The following is a 17,013-nucleotide window of genomic DNA, read 5'->3' on the forward strand; positions in this document are numbered from 1 at the left end:
ACTCGTCTCCTCGGCGCTGCGAGACACATGAATTAAGATGGTGATGGCTGCGAACGTGGTCGAATGCTTCCCATACGGAACCAATTCACCGCAAAGCGGTTATATCAGACCCTCCCGATCAGCCGAGCGTCGTTATGCAGATGTTACGCGGTCCGAAAGTTACTCAGCTGATGAAGGTCCTTGCGTGCGCCATCGCCGTTGCGACGGCGTCGATAGTTGTGGCCGGCGACGCCAAGGCCGACGAATCCGCGTTCCTGAAAACACTGGCGGGAAATTGGAGCGGTAAGGGTACGGTGAAAGTGCGGACAAATGCCCCCACCATGACAGTCACTTGCCGTTTCAAGTCAGACGCGAATGCAAGCTCCCTCGCACTCAATGGGCGCTGCACCAGTCTCGTGCTTTTTTCCCGTGTCATCAGCGCTAACCTCAAGGCTAGCGGTGACACCTACACCGGCTCCTACGTGGGCGCGGGCACTGGCACTGCGGGTCTTGGCGGAAAACGCGCTGGCAATGCCATAAGCCTCGCGATCAGATGGGCGAAAGAAGTCAATGGCGATCGACTTGCGCAGATGACGATCGAAAAAACCGGGGCATCGGGCATGCGCCTCACAACCGTCGATACCGACCCCGCGACAGGTCGATCCGTTGTTACGAGCCGCATTGAGCTACGTCGGAGCTGATATCTTTTTGCGTTCAAAAAGCCGCCAGTGTGCTAAAGGGTTGATAGAGAAGCCCCGAAGCTATAGTTTCGCCTTCGCAAATCGCTGAACGACACAAGGAAATAGTTATCTCATGCCGACAGGTACCGTTAAATTCTTCAATGACGACAAGGGCTTCGGCTTCATCACCCCTGAGGGTGGCGGGCAGGACGTTTTTGTTCACGTGTCTGCGCTGCAAAGCGGCGGGTCGCTCCGCGAAGGCGACAAGGTCAGCTTCGAAATCGGACAGGATCGCAAGACCGGAAAATCGAAGGCTGAGAACGTCTCGACCATCTGATCGAAAACCGAAGATGGCCCAGCCTGCGTTGAGCAGGTTGGGCTCGTCGTCATGGCGACCTGCGATGTCGCCCTCTTCCGCAAACGACTCCAGCCGGAGCGTTTCCGCCTGTCCCCGTGTCACGAAAACGCTCTATCTTTTTGTTCTGCGCAGTTCCGGGCGCAAGACCACTCCGCAATATGCCGGAGTTGCTCTACAGCCGATTGGCACGCAATAAGGTGTCACGAGACAAATATCCCGCAAGCGTCCCATCGGCGGCTCTGACATGCAGTCCCGGCATCTCACCGGAGAGGATGAGCGCCAAGGCGTCGTGAACCGTGGCGTCGGCGGCGATCTCGGCATCGGCGCTAGACGGTTCCAGCGCGGTGGTCATGATCATCGATACGGCAATCAAGCTCAACCTTTTTGTGGCTCGGTCGGGACGGAGGATACTCTCGACAAATTCATTGACGGGATGCGCAAGATTGCTTGCGGGGTATCATATTGAAAGATGATCGATCAGACGATATTCAGCAGCCCAATCAGGCAAAGCCCGAGAGCCCCCAACGCCAACAGCGACAGCGTTGCCGCGGCGAGGACACGACCGCCGGTATGCGCGACCGACCTGACATCGACCGAGAGGCCTAAAGCGGCCATCGCGGTGACGGTGAAGGCGGCGGAGACAGCCGCCATCCCGGGCAGCAGCGGCGCCGGGATTGCGTCGAGCGAACGAAGCGTCGCCATGGCAGCAAAACCGAGGATGAACCACGGAAGAGCATGGCGGAGCTTGACTGGCGAACCGCCAGGACCGCGGCCATGAACTGCGCTGAGCACGAGGATGACGGGTCCGAGCATCATCACGCGGATCAGTTTGACGAGCGTGCCCACCTGAGTGCTAACGGCCCCGGCAGAGGCCGTGGCCGCCAGGACCTGCGGAACGGCATAGGCCGTCAGTCCTGCGAAAACGCCATATTGTACGGCGCTGAGACCAAAAAGCAGGTGAAGCAGAGGCAGCGTCAGAACCGCGCCGATGCCGAGCACTGCGGTAAAGGCTATCGAGGCCGCAATATCGTCCGGTTTGGCGCCGATTACCGGTGCTGCAGCGGCAATTGCAGAATTGCCGCAGATCGAATTGCCGCAAGCAACCAATGTCGCCAGGCTGGCCGACAGCCCGAAGAGCCGGCCGATAGCAAAGCTGCCGGCCAAAGACAGAGCAACCAGAACGGCAATTCCGCCGACCAGCGGCAGTCCAGCCTGACTGATGGCAGCCGTGCTGAGCGAGGCGCCGAGCAACACGACCGCAATCTCGAGCAAGGTCTTGGCGGCGAATTGGATGCCGGGAATGAAGGTCTGCGGCAGGCAGACCGAGGAGCGCACGGCAATGCCGATCAAAATGGCGAGCACGAGGTTCTCGATCAAATGCGAGCCGGAAACCATCATCTGCAGCTGTTCAACGAGATAGGCAGAGAGCGTGACCGCCGCACACAGGACGAGTCCCGGGAGGACGGCAGGAAGCGACAGGGAACGGGAGGCGGAAACGATCATCGGCAAGACCTTGCAGAGGACCGTAATTTTCCCACACTCGATTGTCGCCTTCCATTGAATAGTATAGCAAAGTTCATTCGACAAAATCGAACGATTAGATCAATGACGTTTGAACAGCTTTCCATTTTTGTTGCGGTTGCGGAACGCGAGCATCTGACCAATGCCGCCTTTGCGATCGGGCTGACGCCCTCGGCCGTCAGCTCGGCTATCCGCAATCTCGAGACCTCCTATGGCGTCGAGCTTTTCCACCGCGTCGGACGCCGCATAGAACTGACATATGAGGGACGGGTGTTTCTGGGGGAGGCAAGAGCGACGCTGGCACGCGCAAAGGCGGCAGCGCTCGTGCTGTCCGATCTCGGCGGCTTGCAAAAGGGTGAACTGGTGGTTTTTGCGAGCCAGACGATCGCCAGCTACTGGCTACCGGCGATGCTGATGCGTTTCAAGATTCGCTACCCAGGCATTGACCTGAAGCTGATGATTGGCAACACGACCACCGCCGCAAAAGCAGTCCTCGATGGATTGGCCGAAGTCGGGTTCGTCGAAGGCAGCGTTGATGAGCCGGCGCTGCATGTTCAGCCGCTTGCCGAGGACGAGCTGCTTGTCGTCGTCGGTCCGCGCCATCCCTGGGCGCGTGGCAAACCAATTGCTCCGGCAGAGTTGGTTTCGGGCACGAAATGGGTCATGCGGGAAAAAGGGTCCGGAACCCGGTCGGCCTTCGAGGCGACGATTTCCAATCTCGGCATAGACCCTGGAGATCTGGCTGTCGCGCTTCAACTGCCGTCGAACGAGGCGGTCATATCGGCAGCAAGAGAAGGTCTCTGCGCCACAATCGTTTCGGGAGCCGTGGCCGCGCCGCTCTTGACGCAAGGTCTGCTGGTCAAGGCGCGCTTCCCCCTGCCGTCCCGCCAATTTGCAATTCTGCGGCATAAACAAAGGCACGCCAGTCGTGCCTCGCTGGCGCTGGAAACGATTTGCCGAGAGGACAAAGCTGCCGAAGTCCAAAATTGGGATGATTGGGCGCTCTAGCTGATCCAAGCCGCCGACGGTCTTTGTCGTTGCTGCTCACGGGCGCGTCAGCGGTACTCTTCCACCCCCGCGGGAACGGTTTGGCCTGCTTCATGGCATTTTGGTGGTCGCCACGCACGACGATGTCGTGACATTTTCAGCATGGGGATGCCCACTTGCTGGCATCGGTGCTCCTTGATCAGCGAGCGGGCTTCTGTCACCAGGCTCGCTAAATTGCGCGTCCAAAACTTGTCACCGCATCGTCTGATGCGTCCGACGTCACCACCGCAATAGGCTTCGCGCGAAGCCGGCTTGCGTCGCGGGCGGGCGGAAGTCCGAACAGCCGCCCGTATTCCCGGCTAAATTGGGAGGCGCTTTCATAGCCGACGGCGAAAGCGACACGGGCGGCGTCGCCCCGAGTCTCGAGCAACAGACGGCGTGCCTCGTGGAGACGGAACCGCTTCTGATACTGAATGGGCGTCATGGTCGTTGCCGCCTTGAAATGACGGTGGAACACCGAAGCACTCATTCCGGTCATCCGCGCTAGATCTTCGACCTTGAAAGATTCCGTGAAGTTTTCGCAGATCCAGGCGAGCGCCCGCCTGACCTGAGACTGGCGGCCGTCGATCTGTGCGATCTGCCGCAGCTTCGCTCCCTGCGGTCCCCGCAATAGGCGGAACAGGATTTCCCGCTCAATCATTGGTGCCATGACGGAAATTTCGTTTGGCCTATCGAGAAGTCGCATCATACGTAGAAACGCTTCCTCGAGCTGAGTATCGGTCGGGCTCACGCCCAGGCCACACAAGAATTCCGGATCATGGACATCAGGCATCTCAATCAGAAGATCGGCGATGTTACTGGCGTCAAAGCTGAACCCGACGCCAAGAAATGGCTTCTGAAGGCTCGCTTCGGATATTCTGCCAAAGACAGGAACCTCGACCGAGGCCACGAAGTAGCTGCCCGCTCCATGGTGTAATACGTTCTCGCCGCAAGTGATTGCCTTGGCGCCTTGTAACACCAAGCATATGACAAGCTCCGTCATGCCTGCCGTCGGCTCAGTCGTGCGTTCTGCTCTTAGCAAACCGACGCGTGGAATGGCGGTCGTCGTACGACCGCCACGCGAGTGCCTCTCGATCAGGGACCTTAGTTCTTCGCCCACATTGTCCATGCTGTTAAATTGCACCCTCCTCCAACGCGCGCAAGTCTTTCGGCAGGATTAGGCAAGAGTTCAGTAGAATTTGGCACGCGGCCGGAAAAGCGCCTACTCATATTGGACGGGCAACCAGAATGGAGAATCACCATGTCGAAGAATGCATTGATCACCGGCGCCAACAAAAGCATCGGATTTGAAACCGCTCGACGGCTCGGGGGAATGGGTTATCGTGTTTGGCTTGGTGCCCGCGATGCGGGGCGCGGTGAGAGTGCGGCGGAAACTCTGCGAGCTCAGGGTCACGATGTGCGCTTCCTTGAAATTGCCGTCGAGGAGGACGCAAGTGTGAAGGCAGCCGCGGATCGTGTCAGACAGGAAGACGGCAAGCTCGACGCACTGGTCAACAATGCGGGCATACCCGGAGCATTCATCGACCCGGCAGATCAGACCGTAGACGACATCCGTCAGGTCTACGAGATCAACGTATTCGGGCCAATCCGAATTACGCAAGCTTTCCTGCCTCTGCTCAAAGCAGCGAGTTCCGCCAATGTCGTCAACGTCAGCAGCGAACTCGGTTCGCTTGGCGCCCTGACAGACCCGGAGAGCGAATTCTTTGGTGTGAACAGCCTGGGCTACAACAGCTCGAAGACCGCCCTCAACGCAGTGACCGTATCGTTTTCCAAGGCCCTCGCGTCGTTCGGCATCAGGGTCAACAGCGCGGATCCCGGATACACGAAGACCGATTTTAACGGCAATACAGGCTATCGGACGGTCGAGCAGGCGGCTGAGATCATCGTCCAGCTTGCAGTCGCGAACGACGGCCAGACGGGTGCCTTCATCAATGACAAGGGCACGCTGCCTTGGTGAGCCTGACTTAATATTTGGGGCGGGCGGCGGTGCGCCCAATTTAATCGCTGGTTCCACGACTGTACGTCACGGCGCCTCGATCAGACAGGTAAGCTGTCGGTCAACGTGAACGAGAACGGTCGCTCGCCATTCGCCTATGGCAAATTCGAGTACAGCCGCTTCAAACTGACCATTGACATCGGCAGTGTTAAGGCAGAAGCCGCACTCGGCCGCGCATGCGCGGCCGTTTTGCGAGGATGCGAGAGATGACGACCAAGACTGGCTTAGCCGATGCCGGAAACCTGATCATAACAGGCGTCGTGCTGATGCTGCTCGGCGATCTGCTCTTTGCGCTGAACGATGCAATGGGCAAGTGGCTGGTCGCCAGCTTTGCCGTCGGCCAAGTGCTGGTGATCCGCTCGGTCGGCGCCTTCATCGTGCTCGGACCAATGATCCTCCGGCAAGGGCCGATGGCGTTGTTCCGCGTCGAGCAGAAGGGCCTCCAGTTCATCCGGGTCTTCATGGCGACTGTCGATGTCGCCTTGTTCTACGCTGCCGTCGCCTATCTGCCGCTCGCAGATGTGATGACCTTCTATATGGCCGGGCCGATCTACGTTGCGGCGCTCTCGCATTTCTTTCTCGGAGAAAAGATCGGCTGGCGCCGTTGGCTCGCCGTTCTGACCGGCTTCGCAGGCGTCGTCATCGCGCTGCGTCCGTCCACGGCGATGCTGTCGCTTCCATCGCTCTTCGGGCTTGCCGGCAGTCTTGCCTTTGCGCTGTCGCTGGTGATGAGCCGCTATCTGCGCTCGACCAGCGACACGACGCTCGTGACATGGCAGACGGTCGCGGCGCTCGTCACCGGCATCGTCCTGAGCATCGGTCATTGGCAGCCGGCGGCGCTCATCGATTGGTCCGGCATGCTGCTGCTCGGCGTCGTCGCCTCCTGCGCGCATCTGCTCATCACCCGCTCGCTGAAGCTCGCACCGGCATCGCTGCTCGCGCCGCTGCAATATACGCTGCTGCTCTGGGCGATCGTCCTCGGCTACCTCTTCTTCAATGATATTCCCGATACGCAGATCATCGTCGGTGCCGCAATCATCGTCGTTGCGGGGCTCTTCATCTTCCATCGGAAGAATTTGAAAGAGACGGTTCCGGCCGAAGCCGTCCCGCCCGACGGTCATTGAGAACTGGTGCAATCGCAGCAAAGGCGCGAAGCGGTTTTATAAAGGGCTAGGGCATTTTCGTCACTCGGAAAGACGGAGATGTTTTAGCTCTCATCCGCGGGCGGCTCCTCCCAGCCGAAGACGCTCCGACCGCCGAAATCGGCGGATTGGCGGAATTCGCCGGCGATGATTTCCTTGAGGTCTGGACCCGTCACATAGCGTTCCATCTGCCTGGATTGGTCGTCCAGGCGCTTGAGCGCCTGCAACTCCTCCTCGCGTCCGAGCCTGCCCTTCTGCACCGCCGTTTTCATCACGGCGATCGTCTCATCATAAACCTTGAGCGGGACCGGAAAAGGATGGCGATCCTTGCCGCCATGGGCGATCGAGAAGCGCGCCGGATCGGAAAAACGGCATGGCGCGCCGTGGACGACTTCCGCCACCATCGCCAACGCCTCCACCGTGCGGGCGCCCACGCCTGGAACGAGTAGCAGCTCTTCGAAATCCGCCGGGCCGCGGTCGGCAGCGGCAGCCAGGTTTCCATGCAGCCGCCGCATGTTGACGTCGCTCTCGCGGACATCGTGATGGGCAGGCATGATCAGGTGCGGCAGCATCGGCTGTGCGGCAGGTTCGGGCGCCGGCTCTTCGGCACGCAGCAAGGCAGCGGCCTCGCGGATGATCCGGTCGGGACCGAGGGTCGCCAGCAGATCGAGCTGACCGCGTCGCGAGCGTTCCGCTCGCCGGTCGGCAAGATTGACGATTTCACCCTGGCTCCTTCCCTCGATTGCCGCATGCGGCGAATCCACGAAGCTCTCCAAGCCTTCGGACAACCAGTGATAGCGCCGGGCCTGCCGCTTGTCGCCGTTCATGCCCTGCTGCACGACCACCCAATGGCCGTCATCGGCGACGATGAACCCGTGCAGATAAAGATCGAACCCGTCCTGAAGGGCGGCGCTGTCGACCTTGGCTATAAGACGGCTCGTGGTCGCAAGCCCCTCGCCGTCGAGACCGACACGCTCGCCAATCGAGACGAGCTCCAGCGGCGTCTTGCGCGAATGCGCGCCGCGGCCGCCGCAAACATGCAGGCCGAGCTCGCCGGCACGCGGCTTCAGCCCGCGTTTCAGCGCGCCGAGAACGCTGGTCGTGATGCCGGAGGAATGCCAGTCCATGCCCATGACCGCGCCGAAGGACTGGAACCAGAAGGGATGCGCCAGCCTGCGCAGGAATTCGTCGCGGCCATAGTGATGGACGACCGCCTCGGTGATCAGCGTCCCGAGCCGCGTCATCCGGTCGCCTAGCCAATGCGGCACGCGTCCTCCGTGAAGGGGAAGATCGGCGCTGCCTGCTCGTTGTGACATTTCGCTGTGTCAATCCTCTATGGCGGGCCGCCGCCCATTGCAACAGCCGCGTCCTGCGATCGGGAACCCGGTGAAATTCCAGGCGTTTGTTCTCAGTCGAGAGGCCGAGGCAAACATGACCGCATTTGAAACCATGTCCGATCAATCGTACCTGACCCGAACGAAAGCGCAACATCCGTGCGGCGAAAAACAAGAAAGCACGGCACGGCGCCTGCAAGGATATGCGGAAAAGGCTGCTTTCCTGATCAATGGTAACCGCTATTTCTCAGAACTGGCGCGTGCGTTGCGGCAGGCGCGACGCAGAGTGTGGATCATTGGGTGGGATTTCCATCCCGATATTCGGATCGAGCCCGAAAAATCCGACGAAACCTTGGCCGACCTGCTGCATTCCGTAGTAGCGACGAACCCCGACCTCGAAATACGCATCCTCGTTTGGGCGCTGGGGCCGATCTATTCGGACAAATCAATCCAGTTGCTTCGGAAGAAGGATTTTCCAAAGGATGACAGGATCGATCTGCGCTTCGACCTTCCAGGTACAGTACGCGGCTGCCATCATCAAAAGCTCGTCTGCATTGATGATGCCGTCGCCTTCATCGGCGGCATCGATCTGACGTCGCGGCGATGGGACACAAGGCGCCATCGCGTCATGGACAGGTGGCGGCGCGACCCTGGTGGCGAGCCCTACGATCCTCTGCATGACGTTCAGGCGATGACCACTGGCGATGCCGCCCGGATGATCGGCGACATCGCCAGGCGGCGCTGGGAAAACGCCACCGGCGAACGCCACCTGCCGTTGACTGAGAGCGTTCCCTTCACATGGCCCGCCAATCTCGCCGTTTCCATGCAGGAGATCCCGGTCACCTTGGCGCTGACCGAACCGTCGACCGCTTTTCGCAACGGCATCAGCGATGGCATCGCCATGACATTGGACGTCATCGCCCGGGCGCGGCGGCAGCTCTACGTCGAGGCGCAATACCTCGCCTCCTTCCGTGTCGCCGACGCCATTGCCGCGCGGCTGCAGGAGGAGGACGGGCCCGAGGTCATCATCATCTGCACGCGGAGCTCTCACGGCCTGATCGAAAAAATCGTCATGGGCGGCAATCGCGACCGCGTCATCCGCCGCCTCAAACGCGCCGATCGCGCAGCCCGCCTGCGCGTCTACTATCCCGTCGTGCCCGGGCCAGTGCAGAAAAAGGACAACGAGGTGGAGGTGCTCATCCACTCCAAGCTGATGATTGCCGATGATGAGCTGATCCGCATCGGTTCCTCCAATCTCAACAATCGCTCGGAAGGGCTGGATTACGAATGCGACATGCTGTTCGAGGCCGACAGCGGCGAACACCGCCGCGCGATCGCTGATCTGCGTAACCGGCTTCTGGCGGAATATCTCGGCGCCGCCACGGAGACTTTTGCCGCAGCCTTCATGAGAAGCGGCTCGGTGGTCCAGGCAGTCGACGCACTCAACGACGGGCCGCGAGGTTTGCGAGAATTCGCCGTCGATCTGTCGGGCAGCATTTCGCCGATTCGGGGTACTGGCCTCTTCGATCCGGCTCGGCCTTTCGCACCCCTAGACCGACTGGGCCTCGGGGCGCTCGTCCGCCTCCTCATCGGCCCCGCGTGATTTCCGCCGGAAGTTTACCTCGCTGATAGCAAGGAGCATGGTACCGAGCGCCAGCGGAATGAAGAAATAGGCACAGCGGAATGCAATCAGCGCGCCGATCGACGCCTCCTTCGGCACCGCGTAGGAGACAGTTGCCTCGAGCACGCCGAGACCGCCCGGAACATGCGTTGCGATGATCGCCGAATTGGCGAGCACGTAAGCCGTTACCGATCTGAAGAAGGCAACGTCGCCGAAGGTGGAAAGCATCTGATGCAGACAGGCGGAGACGAACATGAAGTTGATCGTCCCAATTCCGACCTGCGCAACCGCGATCGAAAATCGCGGCAGCTGAAACGACCAGCGCCACAGCCGCAACGTGCCGCGGACGAAAAGCGCCAGAGACGCATAGACGACCGGCACCATCAGCGCCAGTGAACCGAAGACACGGGCGCTTGCAGGATCGATGCGCAACAGGCGCCCGGCATCGCCGGGATTGATAATCATGGCGAGGCCGCCGAGCGCGATGAGCCCGAGCCCCACAGTGACACCGCAAAACAAGATGACTTTCGCCACGTCTTCCGTCGTCAGCCCCCAACGCGAATAGTACCGATAGCGGAAGGCGCCGCTGCTTAATCCGGCAAATCCGATATTGTGGCCGAGCGAAAGGCTGACGAACGAGGCGAGTAGAATGTTCCGGTATGGCAAGGATTTGCCGAGCGAGCGGATCGCCAGGAGGTCGAAGCAACTGAGGCAGAGATAAGATGCCGCCGTAAACAGAAGCGCTGTGCAGAAGGTCAAGAATGGAATGCTGCGAACCGATTGGACGATCTCATCCAGGCTGTACTGTTGGAAGATCCGATAGAGAAGGAAGACCGCAAGACAAAGGGCGGCAATTAATAATCCATTCCAGATTATGCTTTTCAGGCTCATCGATTATCCATTCCGAAGCGCGATGCGCAGATTTTGCGGGCGAGCGCTTCCCCCTGCCTTCGAAGAAAGCACGAAGGCGTTACGTCGATCATCTGGAACGATCAAACGAGTTCTGTGTTCCCCCGAAGGACAATTTCCATGTCCTGGGGGAACGAGCTTTCAGCGGGGCCGATGCCGGATCAATCAATCAAACTCCTGACCTATAATGTGCACAGCTGCATCGGCGGCGACCGGAAGCTCGATCCCGGCCGCATCGCTTCTGTCATCGCCGAGGCGAAGGCTGATATCGTCGCTCTTCAGGAGGTCGATGTTCTCCGGCGCAGGACCGGCGGTGTTGACCAGGCCCATGCGATCGCCTCGCTTTTGGAGATGCAGGCTCATTTCCATCCGGCGCTGTCGATTGCCGAGGAGCAGTATGGCGATGCGATCATCACGGCGCTGCCGACAGGCGCGGTCAAGGCCGGCCCGCTGCCATCTATTGGCGAACAGCGCGGCGCTTTGTCTGTCGAAATACTGGTCGGCGACAGAAAACTGCTGGTCGTCAACACCCATCTCGGCCTTCGTGGCCGCGAGCGCATCCGGCAGATGACGACATTGCTGAACCCCGGCTGGCTGCGCGGCACGGCGGATGAGCCTCTTCCAACCATTCTCTGCGGCGATTTCAACGCCATTCCGTCCTCGGCGACCTACCGACTTGCCGCGCGGTCATTGAAAGACGCCCAGCTGGCAGGCGGCGCCGCGCCGAAAGCGACCTTTCCGTCGCGCTACCCGCTGATGCGCCTCGACCACATCTTCGTCACTGACGATCTCATCGTCAAACAGGCGGCGGTCTTGGAAAGCCGCCTGACAAGGATCGCATCGGACCACCTGCCCCTGCTCGCCGAAATCGGCTTCGCCTGATAGTCATCGGCATTGATGACTTTACCGGGCGAGCTTCCGGTTCATCACCGCCGCCACCAACGGCAGCGCCGTCGTCGCCACGGCGGCCAGAGGCAACCTCATGATGCCGCGCGTGACGACGAAGGCCGCCGCCATAGCACCTGCCAGCTTGAGCCAGGGCTGATTGCCGAGCTGCGCATGGGCGCTGGCATCGGCCCATCGGACGTTCTCCGTAACAACGGTCGCGGCCTGATGTTGGATCACGTGAAGGCGAGCCCGTAGGTTTTCGAGTTCTTCTCTCAGTTCTTGCAAACGGCCTTCCAAGACATGACCTTCGTAGATCGGGAGGGGCTCCTCGACGGTGTCTCCAACGGAAGCATAACCACCGAGCGTCGCAATATATGCCCGATATTCGGCCTCGCTGGCGAAACCCTCACGTCTAATAAGATCAGGGTTGATGCTCGCCTCTTCAAAGGAGGCCGGCGCGGTTTCCACACCGTCGTGCATATCCTTGTTTGTGCCGGTGTCCCCGAGTTCGTCCTTGAACATGATGCGTCTCCAGTTGTTCCTGGCGATAGAACGCTCGAGGGCTCAGAAGGATGCATCGGCCTCCGCTCCTGCCTTCATCTTCGCGAGGCGCTGAAACGCTCCGGCCGAAAGTCCGCCAGCAGCTGATGGCGGCGTCCAGTGCCGATCTCGTCCGCCAGCAGTTCGCCGGCAATTAGGCCGAGGGTGGCGCCGCTATGGCTGAAAGCGACGAAATAACCCGGGATCGACGGCAGTTCGCCGAAGACGGGCTCGCCGTCGCCCGGAATGGGCTTCGGCCCGACCCCATAATCTTCGACCTCCAGCGCCGGATTGCCTTCGAGAACCCTGGAGGCCTCGCGCAGCAGCCCCTCCAGCGTCGATTGTCTGATTTCGTAGCTGCCGTCGGGCCTGACACTCACCTCTTCCTCGGACCAGGCGGAATCGAGCGCGAAGCCACCGTTGGGCGTCGGCCGGATGGCGACGCGAGGGGTGTTGAGCACGGCCTTCAGCGGGTGGCGGATCGGCTTGGTCCGGACGAGAAGCGCGACGGGCGTTGCATCGCCGATATGCTGGCCGACCTCGGCCACGATTGCGGGGACGTCGCCGCCGGCAGCGAGCAGCACGGCATCCGCATCGCGGCGCATGCCGTCTGCCGTGATCACGCCACGGGCACGCCCGCTTTCGACGTCTACCGTCGCGCGACCCGCGTCCGTGATGATCTCGCCCCCCAACGTGCGGTATTCCTGCGCCAGCACGCCGATCAAGGACGGAAGATCGACCCAGCCCTCCCCGGGATTGAAGATCGCGCCTTGGCGCGTCACAGTACTCGCGTCCACACCTGGCGTTACCCCAGCAATTCTTTCCGGGGAGAGCCATTGCGCGTGATAGCCTAGCTCACGCTCATAGTCGAAGACCTCGGCGATCTCGTTGCTGGCATCGTCCGCATCCCAGGTCAAGCCGCCGTTGAAGCGCAGCCACGGCGCATCAGGATTCCGGACAGCCAGCGTGCGGTAGCGATCTATGCCGGCCAACCGCAGCCGGTGATAGGCCTCGGTGCGTTTGCGTGCCGAGTTGAGCCAGGCGAGCGAACGGCCGGAGGCGCCATTGGCAAGCGGGCCGTCATTGACGAGCACGGTGCGGACCCCGAGCCGTGCCAGATGGACAGCGGTCGAGACGCCAAAGATGCCGCCACCGATGACGACGACCTTGGAAGGCTTGATGGAAGCGTTCATGTCGATAACCTTGTTTTCTGCTCTTACTAGCGATGAAATCCGGCACGCCCGGCGTGAGGACGACCGGGAGCACCATGCGTTGCCTCAGGCGCTTCAGAGAACTTCAGCAAGGAAGCGCTTCAGCCGCTCGCTTCGGGGATTGTCGAAGATCTGCTGCGGGCAGCCCGCCTCGACGATGCGGCCCTCATCCATGAAGACGACCTGATCGGCCACCCTGCGCGCAAATCCCATCTCATGCGTCACCACGGCCATCGTCATGGCCTGGCGGCCGAGAGCGGCCATCAGGTCAAGCACACCTTTCACCAGTTCGGGATCGAGCGCACTCGTCACTTCGTCAAACAGCATGATCTCCGGATCCATGGCCAGCGCGCGTGCGATGGCGACGCGCTGCTGCTGCCCACCCGACAGACCTGCCGGCCGATGATCCCTGCGTTCTGCGAGACCGACCTCGGCCAGACGTGCCTCGGCGATGCGCCGCGCCTCCTGCCTCGGCATCTTCTTGATCTTGGTCAGCGAAAGCATGACGTTTTCAAGTGCCGTGTGGTCGGGAAACAGGTTGAAGTGCTGGAACACCATCCCCACGCGCCGGCGCAGCCTCTCTTGCTTCATCGCCAGGATGCTCTCGCCATCGAGCAGGATGTCGCCGCTTTTCGGTTCGACAAGCCTGTTCATGCAGCGCAGCAGCGTCGATTTGCCCGAGCCGGAAGGGCCGATGATGCAGGTGACGGTGCCGGCGGCGATGTCGAGATCGACACCCTTGAGCACGTCGAAATCGCCATAGGCCATGGTGAGGTCGCGGATGTTCAGGACGCCGCCTTTGAAGCGCGGTGTCCTCTCCTCGGCCGTGCCCGTGGGGTGGGGGCCGGCAGCGGCCCGCAATTCGCTTACCTCGACCAATCCGCTCGCAGCACCCGAGCCGCGGCCTTGTTTTCCGAGGCGCAGTCTCGCATCAATATAATTGACAAAGTGGGTCAGCGGCACGGTGATGACGAGATAGAAGACGCCCGCCAACAGCAGCGGTGACAGATTGCCCGTGACCACCGCCTGATCTTGCCCAACACGGAAGATTTCCCGCTCGGAGGCGAGCAATCCCAGGAAGTAGACAAGGCTGGAATCCTTGACGTTTCCGATGAATTGATTGACCAGCGCCGGCAGAACGCGCCTGATGCCTTGTGGAATGACGATCAGGCGCATGCCCTGGCCGTGGCTCATGCTGAGCGCCCGGCAGGCTTCCATCTGGCCGCGCTCGACGCTTTGAATGCCGGACCGGAAGATTTCGCCTATATAGGCTCCGGCAATCAGGCTGAGCGCCAGGATGCCGAGCGGAAATGGAGACGGACCGAAGATCTCGCGTCCGATCCGGGCAAAACCCTGGCCGATGATCAGGATCGTGACGATCGCGGGCAGCCCGCGGAAGATATCGGTGTAGATGCGCGCCGGCAGCCGCAGCCAGCGGGATTGCGAGATGCCCATCACAGCAAGCGCCATCCCGATGATGACGCCGAGCACGGTAGAGGCGGCGGCCAGGATCAGCGTGTTCTTCAGGCCGACGCTGATCATGCTCGGCAGAACGTCCGCCATGGCGTCCCAGTCCAGGAAGCTGCGGCGCAGATTTTCAAGCCAGTTCATTCAGATCCCCATGAATTCTTGCCCGGCGCAGACGCCGCCGTCCGGCAGAGCCTTGGTAAGCCGCCCACCATGAGCGGGCGGCTTGCGGCGTCACTTCTTGGGAAGATATTGTTCCGGCATCGGTGAGCCGGGGAACCACTTTTCGTAAAGGGTCTTCCAGGTGCCATCCTGCATCGCGTCGTGAAGCGCGCCGTTCAACGCCGTCAGGAAGGCATCATTTCCTTTTCGGACCACGAAGCCTGCCGGCGCATCGAAGGACGGGATGTTTACCGCAACCTTCAGTGCGGGATAGCGCTCGCCATATTGCTTGGCAGCCTCGTAGTCGAGAAAATGCGCATCGACCGTTCCGTTGTTGAGCGCGGCCACGCCGGAATTGTTGTCGGGGAATTTCACCAGATCAGTTCCCCCGAAATTCTTGGCTGCATAGACTTCCTGCAAGGTTCCCTGCACGACGCCGAGACGCTTGCCCTTGAGGCCATCGGCATCCTTGATACCGGCATCCGGGGTCAGGACGGAGAGATAACCGGCGAGATAGCCGTCGGAAAAGTCGACGGTCTTCTTGCGGGCTTCGGTGGTTCCGATCGCTGCAACGGCAACGTCGAACCTTTCGTTTGCGACCGACGGCAGGAGTGCAGAAAATTCCTGGCCCGTGAACGTCACCTTGTCTTTTGGAAAGCCGAGGCGGGAGACGACGTTGAGAAACAGTTCGATATCGAAACCGGTGAACTGGCCGTCCGCAGTCGCAAACGTATAGGGCTTGGAATCGCCCATCGTGCCAACGCTGATGGTCCCTGGCTCGATCAGGTTATAGGGATTGTCAGCCGCCGCTGCGGAGCCTGCGCCCATCGCAAGAAGGCATGTTAAAAGGCCAGCGCGCAATGGGGCGAGGGTGGCCACGAATGATTCAAAAGGCTTCATGTTCGTTCTCCGCTCTGAAAGGAATGCTCTTGTCGGCATCGTCGGGTCGCCCTGCCCCGCCACATATGCGGCTAAAGGCTTCCTGGACAAGATACCGGTCTCCCGTATAAAGAGACCGGTCTCATAACATATTTGATATCCGTCAATTGACCGGTAGTCAACAACTCTTGTAGTCCTCAGCTCATGGAAGATTCCGCTCATCCGAAACGTTCAGTCACGGTCGCCGACGTCGCGAAGGCCGCAAAGGTCTCGAAGGCGACGGCCGCCCGCGTTCTCGGCGGCTACGGCGTGGTCAGCGCCAAGATTACAGATCAGGTCATGGCGGCTGCCGCCGCCCTCGAATACCGCCCGAACGAGCTCGCCCGAAGCATGAGCACCGGAAGATCCGGCATCATCGGGGTCGTGGTCGGCGATATCGAGAACGCTTTCTTCAGCCTGGCGGTGCGCGGCATCAGCGATGCGGCCCGTCTTGCGGGCTTCAACGTCATCATCGCGAATTCGGGCGAAGAGCTGGATGCGGAAAAATCAGCCGTCGACCTCCTGATCGGCAAACGCGTCGATGGCCTGATCGTCACGCCTGCCCGTTGCGACAGCGTCGATCATCTCCAGCACGTCCGCCGCGCCGGCGTGCCATTGGTTCTGTTCGACCGGGCCATCCCGGAACTCGAAGTCGACGCCGTGACCGGCGACGACCGGAATGCGGCCATCACCGCGACCCGGTACCTGATCGGGCGAGGACATCGCCGCCTCGCCTACGTCTCTGCCATGGATGCCGGCGACGGTGGGCTCACCGATATTGGGTGGATCTCGAATTCCGCCGTGCGCGAACGCGTGGAGGGTTTTGTCAGCGTGCTGACCGAGGCGGGTTTGTCGAGCCCTCTTCATTATGTCAGGCTTGGCGCTACCGACCAGCATCAGACGGACGCCGTGATCAAACGCCTACTCTCGGATGGATCGCCGCCAACGGCGCTGCTAGCTTCAGACAGCCTCGTCGGTTTGCGCATCTTCAAATCGCTGCAGTCGCTCGGCCTGTCGATCCCCAAGGACGTCTCGATGATTTCGTTTCTCGACGCGGACTGGACCAGCGTCACCGTTCCGCCGATCACCATCGTCGACCAGCGCGTCTATGAGATGGGCAAGCTTGCCGGCGAACGGCTCGTCGCCCGCATCGAACGCACCCCCCTTGCCGTCGAACATCTGCGCGTCAGCACGAACCTCGTCGTGCGCGGTTCTGTCGCGACGATCGACCGGTGAGATC

17 protein-coding genes are annotated in these 17,013 nt (G+C 60.8%); 8 read left to right on the forward strand and 9 right to left on the reverse strand.

The genetic code is table 11. The annotated features are described in order from the left end of the window. The first annotated feature begins 134 nt into the window (after positions 1-134). A complete protein-coding gene (locus ACS4RR_RS30615; RefSeq protein ID WP_246726484.1) occupies positions 135-680 on the forward strand; it encodes a hypothetical protein in 546 nt (181 codons plus the stop codon). Between the two features lie 112 nt (positions 681-792). Then, the gene (locus ACS4RR_RS30620) at positions 793-996 is read left to right on the forward strand and encodes a cold-shock protein (protein WP_017967409.1); all 204 of its coding nucleotides are present in this window, start codon (positions 793-795) and stop codon (positions 994-996) included. Between the two features lie 193 nt (positions 997-1,189). Here ACS4RR_RS30620 and ACS4RR_RS30625 read toward each other — a convergent pair whose 3' ends face one another. Both ACS4RR_RS30625 and ACS4RR_RS30630 read right to left on the reverse strand, forming a co-directional pair. After that, positions 1,190-1,390, reverse strand: coding sequence for a hypothetical protein (locus ACS4RR_RS30625; RefSeq protein ID WP_261321742.1), 201 nt, complete (start codon positions 1,388-1,390; stop codon positions 1,190-1,192). Between the two features lie 104 nt (positions 1,391-1,494). Beyond that, positions 1,495-2,520, reverse strand: a complete 1,026-nt coding sequence (locus ACS4RR_RS30630; RefSeq protein WP_170279674.1) for a YeiH family protein — start codon at positions 2,518-2,520, stop codon at positions 1,495-1,497. 102 nt (positions 2,521-2,622) lie between these two features. On the opposite strand from ACS4RR_RS30630, the gene ACS4RR_RS30635 reads away from it, so the two are divergent. After that, positions 2,623-3,546, forward strand: a complete 924-nt coding sequence (locus ACS4RR_RS30635; RefSeq protein WP_170256546.1) for a LysR family transcriptional regulator — start codon at positions 2,623-2,625, stop codon at positions 3,544-3,546. Positions 3,547-3,754: 208 nt separating this feature from the next. On the opposite strand, the gene ACS4RR_RS30640 is transcribed toward ACS4RR_RS30635, so the two are convergent. Continuing rightward, positions 3,755-4,693: an AraC family transcriptional regulator gene (locus ACS4RR_RS30640; protein ID WP_456190573.1), complete on the reverse strand. Its 939-nt coding sequence runs from the start codon at positions 4,691-4,693 to the stop codon at positions 3,755-3,757. A gap of 132 nt (positions 4,694-4,825) precedes the next feature. Here ACS4RR_RS30640 and ACS4RR_RS30645 point away from each other — a divergent pair, with 132 nt between their 5' ends. After that, complete coding sequence (locus ACS4RR_RS30645; RefSeq protein ID WP_260111260.1) at positions 4,826-5,542, forward strand: SDR family oxidoreductase; 717 nt, start codon at positions 4,826-4,828, stop codon at positions 5,540-5,542. Positions 5,543-5,787: 245 nt separating this feature from the next. Next, positions 5,788-6,705 carry a DMT family transporter gene (locus ACS4RR_RS30650; protein ID WP_162116363.1) on the forward strand — a complete coding sequence of 306 codons (918 nt, stop codon included), beginning with the start codon at positions 5,788-5,790 and terminating at the stop codon, positions 6,703-6,705. A gap of 83 nt (positions 6,706-6,788) precedes the next feature. Here ACS4RR_RS30650 and ACS4RR_RS30655 read toward each other — a convergent pair whose 3' ends face one another. After that, positions 6,789-8,039: a DUF763 domain-containing protein gene (locus tag ACS4RR_RS30655; RefSeq protein ID WP_162116362.1), complete on the reverse strand. Its 1,251-nt coding sequence runs from the start codon at positions 8,037-8,039 to the stop codon at positions 6,789-6,791. Between the two features lie 115 nt (positions 8,040-8,154). Between ACS4RR_RS30655 and ACS4RR_RS30660 the strand changes: the two genes are divergently transcribed. After that, a complete protein-coding gene (locus tag ACS4RR_RS30660; protein ID WP_456190574.1) occupies positions 8,155-9,660 on the forward strand; it encodes a phospholipase D-like domain-containing protein in 1,506 nt (501 codons plus the stop codon). Here the strand turns inward: ACS4RR_RS30660 and ACS4RR_RS30665 are convergent. Next, entirely contained in the window at positions 9,607-10,569 is a 963-nt protein-coding gene (locus ACS4RR_RS30665) for a lysylphosphatidylglycerol synthase domain-containing protein (RefSeq protein ID WP_456190575.1), read from the reverse strand. The two genes, ACS4RR_RS30660 and ACS4RR_RS30665, sit on opposite strands and share 54 nt — an antisense overlap. 171 nt (positions 10,570-10,740) lie before the next feature. On the opposite strand from ACS4RR_RS30665, the gene ACS4RR_RS30670 reads away from it, so the two are divergent. Beyond that, a complete protein-coding gene (locus ACS4RR_RS30670; RefSeq protein WP_222350959.1) occupies positions 10,741-11,469 on the forward strand; it encodes an endonuclease/exonuclease/phosphatase family protein in 729 nt (242 codons plus the stop codon). Between the two features lie 21 nt (positions 11,470-11,490). Here ACS4RR_RS30670 and ACS4RR_RS30675 read toward each other — a convergent pair whose 3' ends face one another. The 4 genes from ACS4RR_RS30675 to ACS4RR_RS30690 all read right to left on the reverse strand — a co-directional run bounded on the left by ACS4RR_RS30675 (position 11,491) and on the right by ACS4RR_RS30690 (position 15,755). After that, positions 11,491-11,997 (reverse strand): hypothetical protein, encoded by a 507-nt coding sequence (locus tag ACS4RR_RS30675; RefSeq protein ID WP_222350924.1) that lies wholly within the window; start codon positions 11,995-11,997, stop codon positions 11,491-11,493. A gap of 74 nt (positions 11,998-12,071) precedes the next feature. Further along, on the reverse strand, positions 12,072-13,208 hold the full coding sequence (locus ACS4RR_RS30680; protein ID WP_170259668.1) for an NAD(P)/FAD-dependent oxidoreductase: 1,137 nt from the start codon (positions 13,206-13,208) through the stop codon (positions 12,072-12,074). A gap of 93 nt (positions 13,209-13,301) precedes the next feature. Then, positions 13,302-14,837: an amino acid ABC transporter permease/ATP-binding protein gene (locus ACS4RR_RS30685; protein ID WP_170259667.1), complete on the reverse strand. Its 1,536-nt coding sequence runs from the start codon at positions 14,835-14,837 to the stop codon at positions 13,302-13,304. A 90-nt stretch (positions 14,838-14,927) separates the two neighbouring features. Continuing rightward, positions 14,928-15,755, reverse strand: a complete 828-nt coding sequence (locus ACS4RR_RS30690; RefSeq protein WP_456190576.1) for an ABC transporter substrate-binding protein — start codon at positions 15,753-15,755, stop codon at positions 14,928-14,930. A 183-nt stretch (positions 15,756-15,938) separates the two neighbouring features. Between ACS4RR_RS30690 and ACS4RR_RS30695 the strand changes: the two genes are divergently transcribed. Then, positions 15,939-17,009, forward strand: coding sequence for a LacI family DNA-binding transcriptional regulator (locus tag ACS4RR_RS30695; RefSeq protein WP_456190577.1), 1,071 nt, complete (start codon positions 15,939-15,941; stop codon positions 17,007-17,009). Positions 17,010-17,013: the final 4 nt, after the last annotated feature.

Source organism: Rhizobium zaerense (assembly GCF_051810725.1).
Classification (GTDB): Bacteria; Pseudomonadota; Alphaproteobacteria; order Rhizobiales; family Rhizobiaceae; genus Rhizobium; species Rhizobium leguminosarum_I.

Excerpts from the sequence above, each read along its gene's own strand:
- ACS4RR_RS30615 (WP_246726484.1), top strand. The coding sequence starts at position 135 with ATGCAGATGTTACGCGGTCCGAAAGTTACTCAGCTGATGAAGGTCCTT.
- ACS4RR_RS30620 (WP_017967409.1), top strand. The coding sequence starts at position 793 with ATGCCGACAGGTACCGTTAAATTCTTCAATGACGACAAGGGCTTCGGC.
- ACS4RR_RS30630 (WP_170279674.1), bottom strand. The coding sequence starts at position 2,520 with ATGATCGTTTCCGCCTCCCGTTCCCTGTCGCTTCCTGCCGTCCTCCCG.
- ACS4RR_RS30635 (WP_170256546.1), top strand. The coding sequence starts at position 2,623 with ATGACGTTTGAACAGCTTTCCATTTTTGTTGCGGTTGCGGAACGCGAG.
- ACS4RR_RS30640 (WP_456190573.1), bottom strand. The coding sequence starts at position 4,693 with ATGGACAATGTGGGCGAAGAACTAAGGTCCCTGATCGAGAGGCACTCG.
- ACS4RR_RS30645 (WP_260111260.1), top strand. The coding sequence starts at position 4,826 with ATGTCGAAGAATGCATTGATCACCGGCGCCAACAAAAGCATCGGATTT.
- ACS4RR_RS30650 (WP_162116363.1), top strand. The coding sequence starts at position 5,788 with ATGACGACCAAGACTGGCTTAGCCGATGCCGGAAACCTGATCATAACA.
- ACS4RR_RS30655 (WP_162116362.1), bottom strand. The coding sequence starts at position 8,039 with ATGTCACAACGAGCAGGCAGCGCCGATCTTCCCCTTCACGGAGGACGC.
- ACS4RR_RS30660 (WP_456190574.1), top strand. The coding sequence starts at position 8,155 with ATGACCGCATTTGAAACCATGTCCGATCAATCGTACCTGACCCGAACG.
- ACS4RR_RS30665 (WP_456190575.1), bottom strand. The coding sequence starts at position 10,569 with ATGAGCCTGAAAAGCATAATCTGGAATGGATTATTAATTGCCGCCCTT.
- ACS4RR_RS30670 (WP_222350959.1), top strand. The coding sequence starts at position 10,741 with ATGCCGGATCAATCAATCAAACTCCTGACCTATAATGTGCACAGCTGC.
- ACS4RR_RS30675 (WP_222350924.1), bottom strand. The coding sequence starts at position 11,997 with ATGTTCAAGGACGAACTCGGGGACACCGGCACAAACAAGGATATGCAC.
- ACS4RR_RS30680 (WP_170259668.1), bottom strand. The coding sequence starts at position 13,208 with ATGAACGCTTCCATCAAGCCTTCCAAGGTCGTCGTCATCGGTGGCGGC.
- ACS4RR_RS30685 (WP_170259667.1), bottom strand. The coding sequence starts at position 14,837 with ATGAACTGGCTTGAAAATCTGCGCCGCAGCTTCCTGGACTGGGACGCC.
- ACS4RR_RS30690 (WP_456190576.1), bottom strand. The coding sequence starts at position 15,755 with ATGAAGCCTTTTGAATCATTCGTGGCCACCCTCGCCCCATTGCGCGCT.
- ACS4RR_RS30695 (WP_456190577.1), top strand. The coding sequence starts at position 15,939 with ATGGAAGATTCCGCTCATCCGAAACGTTCAGTCACGGTCGCCGACGTC.